Below are 19092 nucleotides of genomic sequence, written 5' to 3'. Positions count from 1 at the left end.
CAAAAAACAAAGTGTCGTTACGCGTAACGCAACGGGCTGCCGGCGGTGCCCGAGGTCAATCCCACAAGCTGATCCCCTCCTCGGTAGGACTGGGCAGATCCGGCAGCACGATCACCACGCCCGCGCGGTAGGGCTGGGGCTCGTCCGCCAGCCCCTGATTGGCATCAAGCACCGCCTCGGTGCTGCCGTTCAGATGGCCGTAAACGTTGTGACAAATGACATCGAGCATGTCCCCATCAGACGTTCTGCATGTCGTCGCCATAGCGCGCAAACTCCAGAGTGAACCCTTGTTTACGGGGAATCCCGCCGTGCAGCAGCGCGCCTTGTTCCTCGTTGATGGTCTTCAGGCACCAGGTCCCGATCACCTCGCCGTAGCCCGTGGTCAGGGTCAGTGGCTGAAGCCTGGCGCCGATGGTGCGCAACGTATCGAGCTGTTTGAGGCCACCCTTGAAGCCCGGGTAAATCGTCCCTTTGAGGGTGAGCTTTTCCTCGCCCATGCCTACGGCCTGCTGCGCCGGGCGGCGTGTCAGGCGCTCCTGGGAAGCCCAGCGGAATTCGGTCGAGCGGCTCAGCTCGTCGAAGGCCGCCGTGTCCAGGTTGAAGTAATAGGGCTGAATCTTCGGGTCGCGGGGCTGGATGATCAGCAAGTGCGGAAACGGCTTCACCGCTTCCGGTGCCGGCGTGGCATCCACAGCAAAGGAGCTGGTGGGCACGATGTTGGCTAACGACGGACTGACCTTGCCGGCGATGTTATTGATCGCCGTCGCCGCCTTGCCCGCCTGTTCCTTCAGCGTGCCCAGCCGTTCCTGAACTTCGCTGGCCGCCCGTGTCGCACGACCGTACACCGCCACCACCTGGCCGACTTTGGCCTGGGCCGCGTCCACGCTGCGCATCACCCGCTGCAACTTGGCGCCGATAGCCGGCCCCACGAACGGGATGTTTTCCAGCTCCGACGCGGCGCCGGTCAACTCACTGATCGCGCCGTTAACCGGCCCCAGCATGCCGTCCGCACTGCGCCGCCCGGCCTCTCCCGCTTCGACCAGGTACTTGAGGCCCGATTGCAGCTGCTCCATATAAGCCATAAGGCCTCCTTACAGATGAGGTTCGTCGTACAGCTTGGCGGCGTTCTGTTTCGCCGCGTCCGCCATCATGAGTCGCATGTGCGGCATCAGATCCTGGGCCAGGCGTTGCGGGTCTTTGACATCCCCTTGCACCGTGACCGGCATGTTCAGCGAGTACTGAAACTGCTGATCCACTTGGGTCGGTGTCGGTTTCTCCGGCTCCTTGGGTTGGATCGATACGGCCGCCGGTTTGGCCGCAGCCTGAACCGCCAACGACCGCGCGACATCGCCCAGCGCGGGGCTTGGCGGCGTCGCTGGCGCGGCCATCAGCAACGCCCCCGAACCGTTCGCCCCGTTGAAGGACTGGCCCATGGTGGCCAAGCTGGGAATAGCCGGACCTGGGCGTGGCGCCATCAGCAACGGCGTTACCGGCGGGGCGGGCTTTTCCTCTTCGCCACCGAACAGCGACTTACCGAGGGAGCCACCCAACGCCTGCCCCCCCTGACTGCCGAGGTAGGCGCCAATCAAGCCGCCGATGGCGGTGCCAATGATCGGAACCACCGAACCAATAGCCGCCCCTGCTGCAGCGCCGGCCATGGTCCCGGCCAGATTACCGGCGGCGGCACCATAACCTTCGGCCTTTTCGTCCTGGGTCTTGGCATTCTCGTAGGTGTCGAATGCCATAGCGCCGGCCTCCATCAGCGAGCCGCCGGGGATCATCTTGGCGGCTTTGCCAATTTTGCCGACCGCTTGCACCACCCCGCCCAGCTTGCCCATTGCCCCGGCTGGAACTGGCACCGGTGGAATCGGCGGACGTGGCAGCGGCACCGGCGGCCGTGGCACCGGGGGGCGTCCCGCACCGCCCGGTCGACGACGCGAAGAACCGCGCCGCCCACCACGACCCCGACGGCGTGTTTCGCCAGGGCCATCAGCGGCGCCACCCATAGCCCCCGCGTTAACCACGAAAACCTTCTTGACGCCGTCGTCATCCGAGCCCGGCTTGCCGCCCTCCTCGTCGCCTCCTGAGGCCGCTTCCTTCGCCAGCGAAACCACCTTGAGGCCGGTCGCAACCAGATCGAATTTGCCGGGCTTCTTGTCGGCCTTGCCGTCCGCCTTATCGTCGTCACCCTCCGCATCGGCAGATCCGCCCTTGAGCGCGGCGACTGCCTTGAGCCCGGTTTCTACCAGGGAGAGCGCTTTGCCGGCCTTGCCCTTGGGTTCGTCCTTGCCATCGCCGTCACCATCCTTGGAGTTGGTGACAAAGACCTTTTGCACTTCACCGGCCTTGCCGCCACTCAACGAACCGCGTGCCAGGTTGAACAAGCCTTTACCCATCTTGAACGAACTGAACAGGCCCTTGAGCGTGATCAGTCCACCGCCGACCAACGCGATCCCCGTCACCACCCCGGGCGCGCTGTCAGACATCGAGGTAATGCTTTTGGTGACTTTGGTCAGCGCCTCGGCCACGGTGTCTGTGACGGGGCGCAGAGCATCACCGATGCTGCGCATGGCGTCATCCATCGACTGTGCCATTTCGGCCCACTTCTGCGACGACGACTCGCGACGCTCACTGAGGTTTTTGTCGAGGATGCCGGTGGCATCGCGTGAGTCGTTTTTCAACTGACTGTACAGCGCCTTATTCTGCATGAAGGCCGACAGCGCGGCCTTGACCTGCATGTCAGCGAACAGGTCACCGGTGCGTAGGGACTCTTCGAGCGAGGCCATCATTGCCTTGGCTTTCTCCGGATCCGCCTCCTTGCTGATCTTGGCCGTCGCCTCGGCCATGGCCGCCGCGCGTTTCGGATCGGTAGCCTGAATGTACTTCTGCGCCAACGCCATGCTGGTTTCCAGCGTGGACATCCCGTTTTGTAACCCGGTCTGCATCGAACCCTTGTAGTCGATGCCGGCCTTTTTGTAGGCCTGGACCGTATCGGTCGAGCCGATCTTGCCCATCCAGTTTTTCAGGTTGTTCGCCGCTTCATCCGAACTGCCGGCGGTCTTCATCTGCACCTGCAGCATCGCGCCCAGCTGCGTCACCGCATCCATGCCGGTAATGCCAATGCTGCCCATGTTGGCCAGCAGTTCAGGGAACCACTTGGCCATGTCGGCCGCTTCAAAGCTGCCTGCCTGCCCTTGGTAGGCAATCGCCTCCAGTGCCTGCTGCATCTGCTTGGGGTCAGTGATCTTGGCGTTCTGCCCCAGGGCGTTGATCATCTTCGCCGTGTCGACACCGCTCGACCCCTGTCCCACGACAAACTTGGCCGCGACGGGTGCGTATTCCAGGGCCTTGCTCAATTCCATACCGGCGCCAACCAACTGGTTGACCACGTCGGCCACGTCGTTGCGCGCCATGCCGGTGTCACGCGAGGTATCGATGATCTTGCGCGACATCTCCTGTTCTTGTGGCTTGTTGGCAATCCCGGCCTTGATCGCGATATCACGAACAATGGCCCCGAAGTCCGCGCTGACTTTCGTCGGCACGGCCATGGCGCCGACACCGACCACCGCTGCACCGACTGCGCTTTTCATACCGGCCTTGCCGGCATCGAGCTGCTGATAACCCTTGGCCCTAAACTCGGCCTTTTTCGCGGCCTGGCCCATGGCCTGATAGGCCTTGCCCAGTCGGCCGACCTCGACGCCCTGCTTTTTCAAACTGTCGAGATTCGAATTCAACCGGCTGAGCAATTTGGACGCCCCAGCGGCGCCGCTGTCGTGGGCCTTTTTCCATTCATCGCGCAGGCGAATGGTGTCGCCAATCGTGCGCTGCAGTACGCGCGCCTTGTTGCCTTCCGCCTCGAGGCGCTTGATGCGCCCCGTCACGTCTTTGAAGGCAGCACCGACCGTCGAACTGACGGCACCGCCAATCACCAGCCCGAGGGCGATCTTGTTCGCCATGTCATGGCTCCCCGTTGCACAGCATTACCGGTAGCGGCTCAATCCGTGAGCCACCAGACCATCTCGGCAAATGGCATCGTCAGTATTTCGGCGGCGGAAAATCCGGTTTCCGCCGCCAGACGTTTCGCCGCCATTTTCATAACCCCGGGATCAAACCCCGTCGTCGTGCACCAGGCGAAAATAGCCGGCCTGCAAGCGGTAGTAGTCCACCAGTTTCAGGCCCTCCAGATCGGCAATGCCGGCGCCGGTCAACTCAGCAAACAAGGTCAGCTCACGCTGTTCGGCATTGCCATTGGCCGCCCGATCCGCCGCCCGCACCTCGCGTACGGTTGGGGAGCGCAGGTTCAACACATCAACCTGCACCGAACTGACTTCGCTCGGGCACGACAACGTCACCTGAACGTTGTCCGCCGTGACCGACAACCAGGCCGGCAGCAACGTCGGATCCGTGAGTTGCGGCACCAGCCTTGAATAGCCTTCCTGCAGGCGGTGGTAGTCCAACAACAGCAGGCCTTCAATATCCTTGAGCCCCATCTCAGCCAGTCCGGCAAACAACATCAGCTCACGTTGTTCGGCATCCCCTTGCGCCGCTCGGTCGGCCGCGCGTTCTTCGCGCAACGTCGGCGAGCGCAGGGTCACTTTGTCGACCTGCACCCCATTAGCTTCGCTGGGACGCGAGAGGGTCACGATGGCCTGCGCAGCGGTGACCGACAGCCAGGACGGCAACGCTTTTTCAGCTTGATTCATCATCTGGATCTATTCCCTTAGAGGCCGAGTGCGGTGCGCACTTCGGCGAGTTGGTCTTTGCCGTCGACCACTTGAATGCCGGCGACCATGTCGATTTCGTACATCAGGCGGCCGTCGATTTCGAGCTTGTAGTAAGCGACTGCAATGGCGTGTTTAATCTCGGCCGGGTCACCGGCTTTCCAGTCACCCAGATCGACCTCTTTGAGCCGACCGCGCAGGGTGGCGACCACGGCCGTCACCGCGCCTTTCTGCCCCTTGAAGGCGCCCCGGAAAGTGGAATTGAAGGCCGTGCCATCGGCCAGACCGAAGTACTTCAACGACTCACGGCGCACGCCCTTGGTGACAAAGGACGCTTCCATTTTTTCAAGGCCCTGGTCCATCTCAATGGAACCGGCCATGCCGCCGCCGCGATACTCGTCGGTCTTAGTGGTCAGCTTGGGCAGGGTCAGACTCGGCACGTCGCCGGCGAAGTTCACGCCGTCAACAAACAGGTTCGTGTTAAACAAAGTTTGAGGAATCATTGACTGGGCCCCTTAGGCTGCTTCAAGAACTTCGGTCATCCACTGATCGGTGACTTCGAAAAGGAAATTCGGGTTTTCGGCCGGCGGCACGTCGGTGAAGCGAATGCGCCAATAGACTTTGCCCTGGGCAATCTGGCTGGCTGTGTTCAGCTCGGTGTCCGGGTAGACCTCGAAATTGATAATCGCGCCCTGGGCTTTCAGGTCGCGCATGAACGCTTCCAGGCCGTCAGTCACATCCTTGACGTAGGTCTTGGTGATCGAGCGGTCAACGGCCCACTTGTGACCGGCCTGCACCGCATCCATGAGGATGAACAGCGTGCGAACGCGAGTGACGAACGCCCATTTCGGATCGCTGGACAGCGTGCGGTTGCCCCACAGGCGATAGCCGTCGTCGCGGATGATCGTGGTGATATTGGCGTTATTCAGCAGGTTGGCCCGGCACGTCTCGTCGCCATCCAGGTACTCGACGGAGCGGGTCGTGCCGGTGATGCCTACGAACTCTTTGTTCGATGGCGAGGCCCAGAAGCCGTACTCCGCATCAGTCCAGGCGAACAAGCCCGCCGCCCAGGCCGAACCCGGCGCATCCACCGTTTTGCTGAGGGTGGTATCCCAGTACTGCACGCCCGGATCAACCATGAACAGGTTGCGACTACCGAAGTTATCGGCGTAAGCCATGGCGGCCTCATCGGTGGTCCCAGGCCCGTCGATAATGCCGATGGCGCGCAGCTTCTGCGCCAGGCCATCGAGCGCGGTGGCCACCGCCTGAGTGGCAGTGTGGCCCGGAGCAATCAACAACCGCGGCTGAGCGTTGAACAGGCTTTTGCCATCGAGCAAGGCCTGTAGACCGGTGCGCTTACCGGAAGCCAGCACCCCGCCAATGATCGCCGAGGTTTGCAGCGCCGCGTCTTCCAGCTTGGGCACGCCGATGGCGACGATCACCGCCTTGGCCTTGGTGTAGATCGCCTGACAGGCCTTGGTGATCGCCGAATCAGCACCGAAGGCGGCAATGGCTTCGCGCTCGGTGGTGATCAACTTCAGTTCGCCGGCCAGCGCCGTGCCGCCACCGAGAACGCCAGGGGTGAAGGTGTCGCACAGCCCGATGATGGAAGACGACGGCAGCGAGATGGTGCGCGCGCCGGTCTTGATATCGGTGGTCGTAACGCCGTGAAAGAAACTCATAAAGCTCAATCTCCAGAAACGAAAAAGCCCCGCATAAGCGAGGCTGTGAGGGATGTTCGTGTTACGCGTAACGGAAAAGAAAACGCCCCGTCAGTGCGGGGCGTTTATTGCAGCTCGGCAGGATCTGGCGGCGATGAATCCGGCCAGCCTTGCGACAGCATGTCGTCGTGAAACTCGCCAGCCTCGATCGCGCGCAACAGCATCAGCTCTCGGTCAAAGCAGGCTTGGACGTGCGCCCTAACGGCCTTGGCGATCGTGATGATTTGCGCCGAACCAATCTCGACAAAACCCGTCACCGTTTTGAAATTGCAGCGGTATTCTGGATCGAGGACGGCAGACAGTCCGGTACTGGCAATCAGCGCCTGGCTGTCACGCGTCGTCTCGATTTGCAGGCCATCAATGTTCACGCCGATCGCCTCTCGCTTGTAGCGCTCCAGGGCGACCAACAGCGCATAGTCCGGCACCGGCGCCGGGCGCTCGCCCTTGACCACCTTCCCGTCGACCAAACGCCAAATGCCGTCAGTCTCTTGGGTAATCTTGAGAAAGAGGCTGTCATCAACCTTGATAGCTGACGCGGGGATCTGATGGACGCCATCAATCAGGCACGTCCGTAAAGTCTGATCCTCATTAAATACTGCGTACTTCATAGCTCACCTCAGTAGCCGATGCAGATCCAGGAGAAGGCATCAGGATAAGTCGCAGCAGCGTTTCGGTATTTGAACCCCGTGGCCACCAAGTAGTTGTTCTGAAAGGGCACAGTCCCTTCATTCTGCCCAAACACCAGCGCGACCGGTGCGGTTGGAAACTGGATTGGAAAGGCCACCAAAGCGTCAGCCGCGTTTGCGGTGTTATTTCCCCACTGGATGATCAAGCCGCCGAGCCACGACGGGAACACGATGTAGCCATTAGTGGCTTTCTGGATTTGAAACCCCCAGCGCAACTTTTTCGGGGTCACGATCGTGGCGTCATCGGCGCCCGCATCAGCCTGCGCCTGCGTGGCGATCTTGGCTGTGCCGAGCTTGATTTCGGTCGCCTGCGTCGCCAACGCCGCGAGCGCGGCGATATCAATGTTTCCCTGATTGATCGGCGCGTTCCAGGCCTTAATGCACCACATGACCGCCAAGTTTCGCGGACGTGCTCCGCCAAAGGCTAATTGATCGCTGTTAATAATTGGCGAGCTGGCATTGATAGTCGACACGGTGTACTGGGCGCCCGGATAGTCCGCAGCATTGACAGCGTCGTATCCCATGTCAGACAAAGCCGTGTCCGGTGACGTCGCAGCGTTCCTGTCCGAGACTGTCGATATCGCACTGCCTATGTCAAAGACGTGTTCGGATGCCTTTTGCCAACTACCAATCGCACGGCCCGCATCGACACCGCGTCCGTGATCCCAACCGCGCAGAAACTCGCCCCGGGACTCAGGCAGACGGAAATTGCCGGCGCCCTCATCGCCCTTGTTGAACGCAGTCCCCAGGAACGCCGCCAGATCAGGATAGACAGCAATGCTCTTTACGCTGCCGTCAATTTCCAGAAATCCCGGTGCTACCTTGTTCACAGGAAACGCCACCATCGTACCCACCGGCAGCGCCGAGGCCTGGGCAATCATCGACTGGACTTCGGTCTTGGTGTAACCATCCTTGATGCCCATGCCGGCCAGGGTGTCCGGGTTGTCGCCCGACATCACAAGCCCACGCTCATTGGTCTTAACCCGCGTCCATTCGCCGGGCGTCTTGTTCTTCGGCAGTACTTCCAGAATCGCCGCGTCGACGTAGGCCCGGGAGGCGAGCACCACGGCCGGGTCAATCTTCAGCGTGATGCTGCCGGTGCTGGTGACAATGAAGTTCATGCGCACGATTTGCGTGCGCCCCGAGCCTTGCGACAGCAACGGCTTGAAGCTCGGCGCGCAGTTGGCCACCGCCACCAGATCGCCGTCCGAATCGTACAGGCCAATTTCACGAATCCACTTACCGCCCTCATCGGCCGGAATGACCTGTTCGGCGATGATCACCGCCGGGTTGATCGGGTCGATCTTCAGTTGGTTCAGCGGCTTTCGGCGCCACTCGTTGATCAGTTTGGTTTGCGCCGGTGACGGGACGGGGTTAGCCGGATTTTCCAGCCCGGCCGGATTAGCATCACCCACGCCCATCTCGGTGATCTTCCAGGCAATGCCGAGCGCGTCGGCGTTTGCCTGCTTGGCCATCCCCACATTCGTGAGGGTCGCGAAAAACTGCGAATTCGCATCAATCATAATAAACGTCCAGGGTGTCTATGGAGTGTTCGCGGCCGACCACGCCGAAGCGGCCCGTGACCTCGATGTCACGCATCACCGGCGGGTAAACGTCGATTTCGTCGCCTTCGTAGAGGGTCACCGCAATGTTCAAATTGCCTTGGGTTTCGAGGCTGATCGCCAATCCCGTTAGATGCCGTGTAACCGGTTTGGCGTCGTCAATCAGCCGTTCCAGCTCCTGATACATCTCCTCGGTGATGCCGGTATCAAGCACGCCGACCTTCAGCGCAAAGGTGCCCGGCACGCCCATAGGCACGGTGTTGAACCACTCGATAATCTCGATCAGGTAGCCCAGGGGCTCGACCACACGACGCAGCGCACCCTTGGTGCCCTTGTGCTTATGGATGTAGTACGACGCCTTGATCGCCGCGCGCTTGGTCGCCTCGCTCCATCGGTAGTCCCAGCGATCCACCGACCACGCCCACGCCAGATGCGGCAGCAAATGCACCGGACAGGTATCAGGGTTGTAGAGGTCGCGCAGCGGGATGATGGTGTTCTCGAAAAACGTGGCCTCCATGGCCCGTTCCAGTTGCGTGCTGTTGATCGGCAGTAGGCTTTTCATATCAGCCCGCCAGCTTCACGGTGTAGCCCGTACAGAACGCCGCCTGTGCCTTGGTCGGGGCCAGGTCCTGCCATCCGACCAGCTCAACCCGGGAAACGCCGGCAACGTGCAACTGAGCGTCTACCGCAGACCGTGCAACCTCAACGCCCAGCCGCTTTCGTGGGTTAACCCAGGCGGCCAATCGGCTTTTCGCTTCGGCCAAACTGGCATCCGCTTCGGGCCCGGCGCTGGCCATGTGCAAAATCGCGTCGATTTGGTAGCGGATCACCTGGGCGCTCTGTACGGTCACAAAGTCCGTGAGGGGGCGCGTGTCCTCATCATCGAGCGCCGTCGCAACGGCGGCCAACAATTCGGGGCCGGCCACGCCTTCCCCCTCAAAACTCAACACCGTTACCGTAACGCAGCAGGGTGCCGGGCTTTCGGCCGAGGCATCGGCCACCAACCCCGAGGCGCTTCGTGCGTGCAGGATGTAGCTGTTACGCGGGCCGGCCGTGGTCAGTCCCTCATAGGCCAACTGGATACGCTCACGAAACGGGTCGTCGTCCTCCTTGACCTCCGGCACTGGCGGAACCGCCAGCAGATCCTCGGCTTGAATCACCAGGCGCTTTAGATTGACGTTCCCCCCAAGGTGATCGAGGTCGCCCTTGATGGCATGCGCCAGCAATACCGCCTTGCCGGCGTCATTGACCCGCGCGCGGTTGCCGACCTTGATGTAAGCGCCGACCTCAATCGTCTTAACCACCGGATCGCTTTCAAGAGCGGCGGTCCAGTTACCGCCCATGTACCCGCGAAAAACGCCCAGCTTTTCCTGATACACCTCCTCAAAGTCCAGCGGCTCCAACACAGTCGGCGCCGGCAACGACGACAGATCCACGATACTCATACGGCTACCTCCAACGTGACACCGTCGCCCAGGTACTGCCCGACGATCTTCAGGTTGATTTGCCCGCCAATCACGGAAAGGACGCGCACCTGGTCCAGTTTCAAACGCGGCTCCCAGCGCCCCAGGGCGCGAGCGACTTCAGCCTGTACGGCGCTTTTCCAGCCCTCGTTTACAGGCAAGTCAACAAACCGCCGCAGCTTGCTGCCGTACTCCATCCGGTGTCGGCGACTGCCTAACGGCGTGCCCAAGATGTCGGCGATGGATTGGCGCAAGTGCGCGATACCGGAAATGGGGAGGCCGGTATGGCGGTCCATTCCGATCATCTACCTCACTCCTTCAGCAGCTCGAATTCTTCGTTGGCTTTCAGGAATTTGACCGCGTCGGTATCGGACGTCGGGACCTCTACCACTCCCTTGCTGACGGGCAAGGTGCGGTCGGTGTCGGGAACGATCAGCAGCCGCGACGTGTAGACCTTGTCGCGAAACTTCAAAAGCTCCGTTGTCGTCAACGGGAGCGCTTCCCGCATCGGTGATGCGGACGCGGGTTCGTCGGTGATAAGCGTGTCGACGATCTTGGCCATGTGTTTCTCCAGGCATAAAAAAGCCCGCACTGGGCGGGCTGTCGTGGATTGAACTTAATGCTTGTGATTCGGCGTGTTGCCGGTGGTGTCGATGATCGACGCATCACTGGTGATGTTCTGCGTAACGTGTAGCGAGCCGTCGATGTTCACAACCCCTTTCAGGTTGATACCCCCGGCCGTTACGGTAACGGCGCTATCGGTTACGGCCGCTTCCGTGCCACCGACTTTAATGGTCACTGTGCCGGTTGGCAGGGTGATGCTGTAGCTCTTGGCCTGCCAGTCGTAGACCAGCGAACCACCATCATCAAAGCGCCAGACTTCGACATGGTCGCGGTTATCCGGTGGCGGACCGGCATCACCGTACAAGCCCGGGATAAACGTGCCTTGCGACACGTCACCGCTGGCACTGACCAACGTCCCCTGCTCGCCCATGGACGGCGCCCGCCAGTGCCGGGCCTTGCCGGCGGCGACACTGTGCCAGCGCACCCAGGCACTGACCCACTCGCCATCGGACACCCGACACGCGGGTGGGGAGGCGGCCAGATCGACCGCCACCACATAACAAGCTTTAACCACCCCCGCGAGCATGCGGTCATGCTGTGCGCTGGCGTAGCTCACGACTCATTCTCCGGCGCCACCACAACCTCAACGGCGTAGTCGTCCAATCGCAGTTCACCCGGCTGATCGTCCGGCCACGGCCATTGCTCGGTACCGAGGTAAATCTGCTGGGTCCACTCCACCAACCAAACGGTGTAACCATCCAGAGCCGGCTGAGTCCAGTCTTGCTGGGCCTGCACAAACTCGGCGGGATCAACCGGCAGCCCCCACGTCTGCGCGCGCAGCAACACTGCGAGCTGAGTCGCCAATTGCACGGCCTGCTGATGATGGTGCGGCTTGATCGGGTCGACGATGACGCGTGCCTCAAACTTGCAGAGCAGCGTTGTTTCACCGGTGCCGATGTCGGCCCCCGGCTCGATCTCGGCCAGCTCCAGAAACACCGCCGGCAGCGCAACGCGGTCCGACACATTCGGCCAGGCCGTCACTGTCTGCACACCAGGCAGATGGGTCGCCAGATGCTGTTCCACCGCCAAGTAAAGCTGGTCCAGGCTCAAAGTCTCATCAGACATTGCCGATCCTCTTGAGGTATTTTTGCAGCTCAAAGTTGAGCTCCTGTTTCAGGATCTCCAGCAGGCGTTCATCGGCCTTTTGCACCCAACTGTTGAAGTGCGGTCGAGCCTGCTCCAGCGAGACTTTGGCCTTGGCCAGCGGAAAGCGACTGCCGTGTTCCGCCACCCACCCCGAACTCGGCCCACGACCGGGTGACACCGTGCTGTCGGGGTAGTCGTCCGCATTGAAGTGCTTGCTCGCGGTGCGAATCCAGATGTCGGCCTTATTGCCGTAGACCTTCTTCAGGAACGCGCCCTGGTAACGCCGCCCCGCCACTGACACGCCGCTGCCGGTCTGCCGTGCTCGGCCGATCCGGCTGGATTCGATGGCGTTCAAACCAAACCACAGCTTGCCGCTCGAAGCCCCGCCGGACACTGGATAACTGCGCAACCGTTGACGCACCGCCGCGACGGCAATGCGCTCCTGCCGACTGACGGCCCGGGCGATGTGCGTGCGCAACCACCCCAACGTCTTGTTGATCGCACGGCGGTGCGCCGTTGCCGCCGCTTTGGGCACCAATTTGGCAAAGTCCTGAAACGCCTGAAGGTCCGTCGCCGAGGACTGGATAGAAATCATCCCGCCACCGGCCGAAGGTTTGAAATAGCTGCCGACGCTCATGGGCGTAACCTCAAGATCAAGGCGACCAGGCCGTCACCGCTCGGCTCCAGTTGAAACAAGTCGTAGTCGCCGCCGCCATCCAACGCAGGCAAATCGATGCTGACCAACAGGCCCGGCTCCAGGCCCTGCGAATCGCTGACGCGGATCTCGAACCGAGGCTCACGCAACCCGGTGTTGAGCTTGCCGAATTTCGGTTGCAGCCAGGGCGCGGCAAACATGCCGAACACCGGCTCTTCACGACCTTCGATCCGTGCGGTATCGCCCAACGTTTCGAACACCACCGCGTCGACCTCGGCGACCAGGTCGCGAAAGCCCACGATCAGAGCTCCAGCTGGATCTGGGCGCGCGGTCGGGTGCACAGGTGCAGCGGGTTGGACTGTGCTTCACCGGCCATGCCTTTGTTGAACGGCAGCGGCTCGATCATGCTGTAGTACGGAATGCCCTGGGTGTTGACCGTCTCCATGTAGTCGGCCGGTGCGAACACCGAGATGTACAGATCCGGTACACCCTCAGGGACCAGCAACGCCTTATCGTCGTGAACGAAAGACACTCCGGCGACCTTGCCACGGTAGCGCTCCCAGATAATGCCGCCGAACTCGAAGCTCTCCCGAGCGTCACCGCGCAAGGCCGCCGCCTGCTGGCTGTTGAGGTAGGTCTCTTTGACCGACTTGTGAACAATCAACTTGTTCCAGAAGTTCTTGCCGCAGAAGGCTCGGGAACCGGTGCTGGTCACACTGCCGAGGGCATCCTCTTGCATGTCCAGTGCTTCACCGCATTTAACCCGCAGCTCGGTGCCTGGATCCGCTAGGTCCATGGACAGTTTCTGACGCTGCACACCAAAGCGGTCATACAGGTCCAGCAGCACCGTCTTGCCATCGGCATCCAGGATCAAGCCGTTGAGCGCGCCCATGCGCTGGAATTCGTGGGTCGCGTCCAACTGGCGACGCGCTTTGGCCAGGCGGGTATTGACCACGTCCTGCACCGCCTGCAACTCGGTACGGGTACCGAAGGCGCGAATGCCCTGGATCTCGTCGGCCTTGATGGTGAAGCGCTCCGGCAGGTGCACGGTGTTGAACGGGATCAGGTTGCGTTTGCTGGCCGCGACCACCAGGCCAGAGCCACCGCGCTCACCGGCCGGCACCAGCGCCAGGGTGTCGCCGTCCTTTTCGATCTGGACGGTCAGGGTGGTGATGCCTTCCTCACGGAACAAGCCCAGGGCGCTGATGCGGCCCGGCAGGTAGGGTTGATCGTTGAGTGCTGCAGTCAGCGCGGTCACGGTAAACGCTTCGTCGTCAAAAATGGCGATCTCGGCCATGGGTACTCTCCAGAAATGAAAAACCCGCTCAAGGCGGGCTGGGTAAACGTGACTGAGCGTCTTAACGGACGATCAGGAAATGGGTGATCAGGTCTTTTTCGGCCTCAGGGTCCAGCCCGGTCAGGTGCACTTCGCTGACCTCCGCCATGCGCACCACGGCGCGACCACGGCGCACGATGTCCGATTCACCCAGCGGCCCGTAGAGAATCGCCACGGCCGTCTGGGTACCATCTTCAGCGGCCGGGGCATACGGCGCGAACTCGCCCGAGGCCGTCACCAGGCCGAGGACTTGACCCGAATTCAGCGCGGGGCCAGCAGCCACGTTGATCGTTTCCCGTGAGATGTTCCCGGCGCCCTCGGACAGCAGAAACTCACCTGTGTGGATCGGCTCTTTTTTGATGGTCATGCTCTTGCTCCTTTCGCGCCGCGCGCATTTCCAGATTGAGCCGCTTGTCGCGATGCCCAGATCGAGGTGGGGTCAGGTTGTTTGGCCAGCACCTTCGGCGCCGGGTCGTTGTCGAGTGGCAGGCTGTTGTCGATTTCAAAGCCTTTGCCGCTGGTGACGATCTTGTCGAACAGACGCGCGCGCACCGCAGCAGCATCCAGTCCCGCTGAAACGTATTCGGCGCTGAACTCCGGCAAGCGCGCCGCCACGCAGAGGTCATTCACCGCCTTGGCGCGGGCCAGGCCAGCGAGGACGATCTCTTCGCTTTCAAGCTGGGTCGAGCTGAGCAGCGGCGCGACCAGGTTGCTAATACCGCCCTCCGCGCAACGCTGGGTGATCATCAATGCCAATTTGGCCGAGTCGACTACCGGCGGCACCAACGGCACCAGCGGCGGATCGACAACGTCCAATTCCGGATCAGCTTCGGGTGGTTCGTCGAGCTGGGCCAGCAATTCGGCGGGCGCGTGCTGGTAACGCTGCAACACACCACCCTGCCCGAGGCACGCCTTGACCTTGATCCCGTCACCGACCTCATCGGCTAAGCCCAGGGCTACGGCTTCATTGGCGGTGAGCCAGGTTTCAGCGGCGACCAGCCGACGCAGTTCGACTTCATCAATGTCCGGCGCCTTGGCCTTATAGGCCGCGATGATCGCTTCCATCGTCTGATCGAGGACGTCGGCCACCTTGCGAAAGTCCTCGGCATCACCGGCCGCATAGGTCCAGGGATTGTGAATCATCAACATGGCGTTGGCCGCGATCACGACCTTGTGTGCGCCGCACACCGCCACGCTGGCGGCACTGGCGGCCAATGCATCAATCCGGCCGGTACAACGCTCGCCCAGCCGCGACAGTGCGTTGTGCATGGCCAGTCCGTCGAACAGGTCGCCGCCGATGCTGTTGAACGCCGCGACGACGTCCGAAACACCGTCGTCCATGGCGCGCAGGTCCTGCACGAATTGATTGGCGGTAATGCCCCAGCCGCCAATCTCTCCGTAAACGAAGACCTCGATCACCCGCTCGGCGGCCTCGCCGCTGGCCTGCACGGCGTACCAGGTTTTGTCCTGAACCTCCACGCGCTGGCCTGCGCGGTTGTAAATGCGCGGTCGCGCTTGTTTGCTCATGATTGCTCCTTGTCGTCGATTGGCTCGACGGCATCCAGGGTGTTGTAGTTGAGGCCCAATGCGGTGGCGCGCGCCAGATCGGCGGCATTTTCCAGATCGACCGTTTCGGCGTCGTAGCCGGTGCGCAGCACCATCTCGCTACGTGAGGCAAAGCCGGCCTGCACTTCCATCCGGCGCGCCTGCACGTCCTGTACTGGCTGGATGTACGCCCAGCCTTGCGGCACCCAACGGGTACGCAGATAGTCGCGGCGTTTTTGCGCGTAATCGCCCAGCACCAGGACACCCGACAACACCGCCATGTCCATCCAGGCAGCCCGCACTGGGCGACAGAGCTGATGGACGTAAACGCCGAACTGCAGTTGTTCCAAGCGGCGCCGAAACTCGTTGAGCACCACCCGTAGTGCCCGGTCGTTGATCCCGCGCATGTCGCCGGTGAGGATCTCGTAAGGCGTGCCGGAACCGGCGGCTGCCGCCATCAGTTGCTGGCGCATAAAGTCCGGATAGTTGTTGCCCGCGTCCGGTGGTTTTGAAAACTCGACCTCCTCACCCGGCCCCAGCTCCTGCATGGTGCCAGGCTCCAGCGCGACCATCGGGGTGAACCCGTCACGATCCAGGCTCAACAGTTGGCCGGTCACCGGATCCCTGGGAACCTGGCCTGAATCCGGTGCCGGACGACTGATGAAGCCGGCAAACAGATTGGCCACTTCCTGACGGAACAACACCGCATCGTCATAGTTGTCGAGACTGCGCAGGCGCTTGAGCACCGGTGACAAGCGCGGCACTCCGCGCAACTGACCAGGTTCGACCGGCTCAAAGATGTGCAGCACCTGGGCCGCAGGCACACGGACCAACTGGTTGTAGCCAACGGTCAGCGATGCCGCATCACGCGGATGCGACAGGTACATCCAGTACGCCACGCGCTTGCCGCCCGGGTTGAACTCGATACCTGCGCGGATCGTATTGCCGCTTTTGGTGCTTTCGTACTTGTCATGCGGGACGAACTCCGGCGCGAGGATCTGCAGCTGCAGCGGAACCGCCAAACCCTCGTCCAGGCTGCGCGGTCGCAGCCGCACAAAACATTCGCCCGAGGTTTCCACCGTGCGCGCCACCAAGGCCTGCTGGCCGTAGAAGTCGGTACGCTCATCGGCGTCCGATTCATCGACCCAATCCGCCCAGAGCTCCTGCAGCAGTTTGCGTAAAGCATCATCGTCGGTAGTTGGCCGAGGGGTGATGCCGGTGCCGATCAGGTTGCTGACACGCTTGTCGATCACGTTGAAGGCATACGGGTCGTTGCGCACCGCTGCCCGGGAGCGCGACCGCAGGTTGCGCAGTGCCGGGGTATTGATGCTGTTGATCCCGTTGTCGGGAGCATCCCAGCCAGTGGAGCGGCGGCCCTCTCCGGCGCCTTCGTAACTGGCCTTGATGTTCGACGGCAACACGAATCCGTTACGGGTTAGCGTCGGATAGCGAGCCATTAGAGTCCTTTGCCCCCGTGGTACAGCCGAACAGCACGCGAACGGGGTCCTGCAGCGTTGACCAGTGACGAACGAATCTCTTCGCGCGCCCTGAGCAGTTCGTCGACGGTGCGGTATTCCACGGTACGGTCGGTGTAGCGCACGGTTTTTTCACCACGAGCAATGGCCGCCTCAACCGCGTCGAGGTGCTTCTGGGTAAATGACATATCAGCGTCTCTTCAGATAACCGCTGGCAGAGCTGCGGCGTTGAGGTGGTGGTGCGACAGCCCGCGATTGCACGGCCGGGGCCGCAGGTTGCGGTGCCGGTTGAGTCTGTCGTGCGGCCGATGGTGCGGGTGTTTCGTTGTCGATCAGGCGATGGCCCTGAACAGGCTTGATGCTCGACGCTTCATCAAACAAACCAGCCTGCGCCAAGGACTGCCGGACCCGCTCCCAGTCATGTTCCTGATAACGGTTGATGCCCAGGTAATGCGCCATGGCCAGGCAATACACCATCAGGTCGAGTGCTTCGTTGCGCTCGGCTTTGCCCTTGACCCATTCGATGCGTTTGTGACCGCGCACGTAACGGGCGACCTTGCGCTCTGCCACGCACTGGGCGAAAAACTCGTCCGGCAAGTCGTTGGCAAAGTGCAACGCACCCGGACCATCCGGGAACGGGTAGCGGTTGTAAATCCAATCCTTCGCAGTGTCGGTGCCGACGAACCACAGCTCGGCGCCGTTGCGTTCGGTCTGGCCCTTCCAGGTCACGTCGACCATGGATGGACGCTGAGCGATCACCGGCCTGCCGGGCTTGCTAGCGCCCTTGATGGCGAAGACGTTTCGCCAGCGACGGACGCGGCAGAACTGATAGACCTCGTCGGTGTGGTGACCACCGGAGTCGACACCGGTTGCGAGGATCGCCAAGCCGACACCACACGGATGCCGGTAACGCGCCTTGAGCTTTTCATCCAGCACCGCCCAGGTGCGTTCATCCGCCGGGTCACCCCAGATCACCTGGTGGTCAACGACCCAGCGCTCCATGCCGACGCCGAAGCCCATCACCATGAGTTCCAGGCGGTTGGCCTGAACGTCAACAGCACCGGTGAGCATCATTACACCGGCCGGCATTGCGCCGAGGGTGTAGGTTTCCAGACGCGCCCTGGCGATCAACACTTCCGCCTTGGTCTGCTCGAGCGCGCTGTCCCAAACCTTGGCCAGACGGGTGTTGTAGAACACCTGCATAAGGCTGGTATCACCTTGCGACTGCGCTTTTTTGGCGTCCTCGAACTCCACGGCGAGCGAGGCCCAATCCATCCAGCCGGTCGGCGAATACAAGGCGCTGAGATGAAACCCCACGGTTTTGCCATCGCCACGACCATGCGCACGCCACTCACCTCGGGCGAGCATGTCGCTTTTGTGGTGCTCCTCAATCAGCACGTCGCACTCAGGGGCGGCGCACTCGTAATGCACGGTGGTGAAGTCTGCACTGTAGTGCAGCCGCTCCCACTCCAGCACCTGCATATGAGCGCAGGTGGGGCATGGCACGTAGTAGTGACGCTGGTCGCTGGATTCGAACAGATCGGCGATCCGCGAGGCGCCCTTGATCGTCGGCGAGCTGGAAAAATAGATCTTGGCGTTTCGGCCGAAGTTGGTCGCCCGCGTCTCGGCCAACCTGATGGGATCACCCTCTTGGCCTACGTCGTTTTCCCAGCGGTCGACTTCGTCGCCGTAGATGTAACGTGCAGACAGCTCCGAAAGGTTAGCGGCGGAACCAGCGGTGGTGACGTACAGCGAACCACCCTCGAACTCCTTGGTGTCCATCGTATTGCGGGCGTCCCGTGAGCGGCTGGTCGCCACGCGTTCACGCAGCACCGGGGTGGCCTTGATCGTCTTGCTGATTCGCCCCGAAACACGCTTGGCCAATCCAAGGCTGGGCAGCAAGGCCAGGATGTTCGACGGCGCCATGTGGATCAGTCCGCCCATCCAGTTCAGGGCGATCTGCGTTTTCATCAACTGCGAGGCCACCATGGTGACCACGCGCCTGCAGGGATGAGCCGGCGACAGGCAACGCATCGGTTCACGGGCATACGGTGTTCGTGAGGTTCGGTACTGGCCGGGCTCAGGGGCGCCGGTGTCCCGTGGAATCCGCATGTACTCATCGGCCCATTCATCGATCCAAAGTTCTGGATCGGGACGCAATCCACGGAAGTAGTTCTCACGGTACACCTTTGCACCGTCAGAAAATTCCGTGTGCATG

General features: G+C 61.7%; 22 protein-coding genes and 1 pseudogene. All 23 read right to left on the bottom strand.

Annotated elements, in window-relative coordinates; genetic code table 11:
- Positions 1-55: 55 nt before the first annotated feature.
- Positions 56-262 carry a tail protein X gene (locus tag ACWIKB_RS07855; RefSeq protein WP_475266071.1) on the bottom strand — a complete coding sequence of 69 codons (207 nt, stop codon included), beginning with the start codon at positions 260-262 and terminating at the stop codon, positions 56-58.
- Complete coding sequence (locus ACWIKB_RS07850; protein WP_475266070.1) at positions 237-1082, bottom strand: phage tail protein; 846 nt, start codon at positions 1080-1082, stop codon at positions 237-239. The genes ACWIKB_RS07855 and ACWIKB_RS07850 overlap by 26 nt, the downstream gene beginning before the upstream one ends.
- Positions 1083-1091: 9 nt before the next feature.
- Positions 1092-3956 carry a phage tail tape measure protein gene (locus ACWIKB_RS07845; RefSeq protein WP_475266069.1) on the bottom strand — a complete coding sequence of 955 codons (2865 nt, stop codon included), beginning with the start codon at positions 3954-3956 and terminating at the stop codon, positions 1092-1094.
- Between the two features lie 150 nt (positions 3957-4106).
- Positions 4107-4394 (bottom strand): phage tail assembly protein, encoded by a 288-nt coding sequence (locus tag ACWIKB_RS07840; RefSeq protein WP_475266329.1) that lies wholly within the window; start codon positions 4392-4394, stop codon positions 4107-4109.
- Between the two features lie 36 nt (positions 4395-4430).
- Positions 4431-4703, bottom strand: a pseudogene (locus ACWIKB_RS07835) (phage tail assembly protein); the annotation flags it as partial.
- Positions 4704-4720: 17 nt separating this feature from the next.
- Positions 4721-5224, bottom strand: coding sequence for a phage major tail tube protein (locus ACWIKB_RS07830; protein WP_475266068.1), 504 nt, complete (start codon positions 5222-5224; stop codon positions 4721-4723).
- A gap of 12 nt (positions 5225-5236) precedes the next feature.
- Positions 5237-6403 carry a phage tail sheath subtilisin-like domain-containing protein gene (locus ACWIKB_RS07825; RefSeq protein WP_475266067.1) on the bottom strand — a complete coding sequence of 389 codons (1167 nt, stop codon included), beginning with the start codon at positions 6401-6403 and terminating at the stop codon, positions 5237-5239.
- A gap of 104 nt (positions 6404-6507) precedes the next feature.
- Positions 6508-7050: a DUF4376 domain-containing protein gene (locus ACWIKB_RS07820; RefSeq protein WP_475266066.1), complete on the bottom strand. Its 543-nt coding sequence runs from the start codon at positions 7048-7050 to the stop codon at positions 6508-6510.
- 8 nt (positions 7051-7058) lie between these two features.
- Entirely contained in the window at positions 7059-8651 is a 1593-nt protein-coding gene (locus tag ACWIKB_RS07815; RefSeq protein ID WP_475266065.1) for a phage tail protein, read from the bottom strand.
- A complete protein-coding gene (locus ACWIKB_RS07810) occupies positions 8644-9252 on the bottom strand; it encodes a phage tail protein I (RefSeq protein ID WP_475266064.1) in 609 nt (202 codons plus the stop codon). The genes ACWIKB_RS07815 and ACWIKB_RS07810 overlap by 8 nt, the downstream gene beginning before the upstream one ends.
- A 1-nt stretch (position 9253) precedes the next feature.
- The gene (locus tag ACWIKB_RS07805; protein WP_475266063.1) at positions 9254-10135 is read right to left on the bottom strand and encodes a baseplate assembly protein; all 882 of its coding nucleotides are present in this window, start codon (positions 10133-10135) and stop codon (positions 9254-9256) included.
- Positions 10132-10458, bottom strand: a complete 327-nt coding sequence (locus tag ACWIKB_RS07800) for a GPW/gp25 family protein (RefSeq protein WP_475266062.1) — start codon at positions 10456-10458, stop codon at positions 10132-10134. The genes ACWIKB_RS07805 and ACWIKB_RS07800 overlap by 4 nt, the downstream gene beginning before the upstream one ends.
- Before the next feature lie 5 nt (positions 10459-10463).
- Positions 10464-10715 carry a hypothetical protein gene (locus ACWIKB_RS07795; RefSeq protein WP_475266061.1) on the bottom strand — a complete coding sequence of 84 codons (252 nt, stop codon included), beginning with the start codon at positions 10713-10715 and terminating at the stop codon, positions 10464-10466.
- A gap of 54 nt (positions 10716-10769) precedes the next feature.
- The gene (locus ACWIKB_RS07790; protein ID WP_475266060.1) at positions 10770-11333 is read right to left on the bottom strand and encodes a phage baseplate assembly protein V; all 564 of its coding nucleotides are present in this window, start codon (positions 11331-11333) and stop codon (positions 10770-10772) included.
- Entirely contained in the window at positions 11330-11842 is a 513-nt protein-coding gene (locus ACWIKB_RS07785) for a hypothetical protein (protein ID WP_475266059.1), read from the bottom strand. The genes ACWIKB_RS07790 and ACWIKB_RS07785 overlap by 4 nt, the downstream gene beginning before the upstream one ends.
- A complete protein-coding gene (locus tag ACWIKB_RS07780; RefSeq protein ID WP_475266058.1) occupies positions 11835-12500 on the bottom strand; it encodes a hypothetical protein in 666 nt (221 codons plus the stop codon). The genes ACWIKB_RS07785 and ACWIKB_RS07780 overlap by 8 nt, the downstream gene beginning before the upstream one ends.
- Positions 12497-12817, bottom strand: a complete 321-nt coding sequence (locus tag ACWIKB_RS07775; protein ID WP_475266057.1) for a head-tail joining protein — start codon at positions 12815-12817, stop codon at positions 12497-12499. The genes ACWIKB_RS07780 and ACWIKB_RS07775 overlap by 4 nt, the downstream gene beginning before the upstream one ends.
- Positions 12818-12819: 2 nt before the next feature.
- On the bottom strand, positions 12820-13815 hold the full coding sequence (locus ACWIKB_RS07770; RefSeq protein ID WP_475266056.1) for a major capsid protein: 996 nt from the start codon (positions 13813-13815) through the stop codon (positions 12820-12822).
- Between the two features lie 61 nt (positions 13816-13876).
- Entirely contained in the window at positions 13877-14221 is a 345-nt protein-coding gene (locus tag ACWIKB_RS07765) for a head decoration protein (protein ID WP_475266055.1), read from the bottom strand.
- Entirely contained in the window at positions 14218-15381 is a 1164-nt protein-coding gene (locus tag ACWIKB_RS07760) for a head maturation protease, ClpP-related (protein WP_475266054.1), read from the bottom strand. The genes ACWIKB_RS07765 and ACWIKB_RS07760 overlap by 4 nt, the downstream gene beginning before the upstream one ends.
- Positions 15378-16856 (bottom strand): phage portal protein, encoded by a 1479-nt coding sequence (locus ACWIKB_RS07755; RefSeq protein WP_475266053.1) that lies wholly within the window; start codon positions 16854-16856, stop codon positions 15378-15380. Before ACWIKB_RS07755 ends, ACWIKB_RS07760 begins: the two co-directional genes overlap by 4 nt.
- Positions 16856-17062, bottom strand: a complete 207-nt coding sequence (locus tag ACWIKB_RS07750) for a phage head-tail joining protein (RefSeq protein ID WP_054048667.1) — start codon at positions 17060-17062, stop codon at positions 16856-16858. The genes ACWIKB_RS07755 and ACWIKB_RS07750 overlap by 1 nt, the downstream gene beginning before the upstream one ends.
- A 1-nt stretch (position 17063) precedes the next feature.
- The gene (locus ACWIKB_RS07745) at positions 17064-19091 is read right to left on the bottom strand and encodes a phage terminase large subunit family protein (protein ID WP_475266052.1); all 2028 of its coding nucleotides are present in this window, start codon (positions 19089-19091) and stop codon (positions 17064-17066) included.
- Position 19092 lies beyond the last annotated feature (1 nt).

Source organism: Pseudomonas sp. 5Vm1k (genome assembly GCF_056161485.1).
This window is presented reverse-complemented; position numbering and strand designations above follow the sequence as displayed.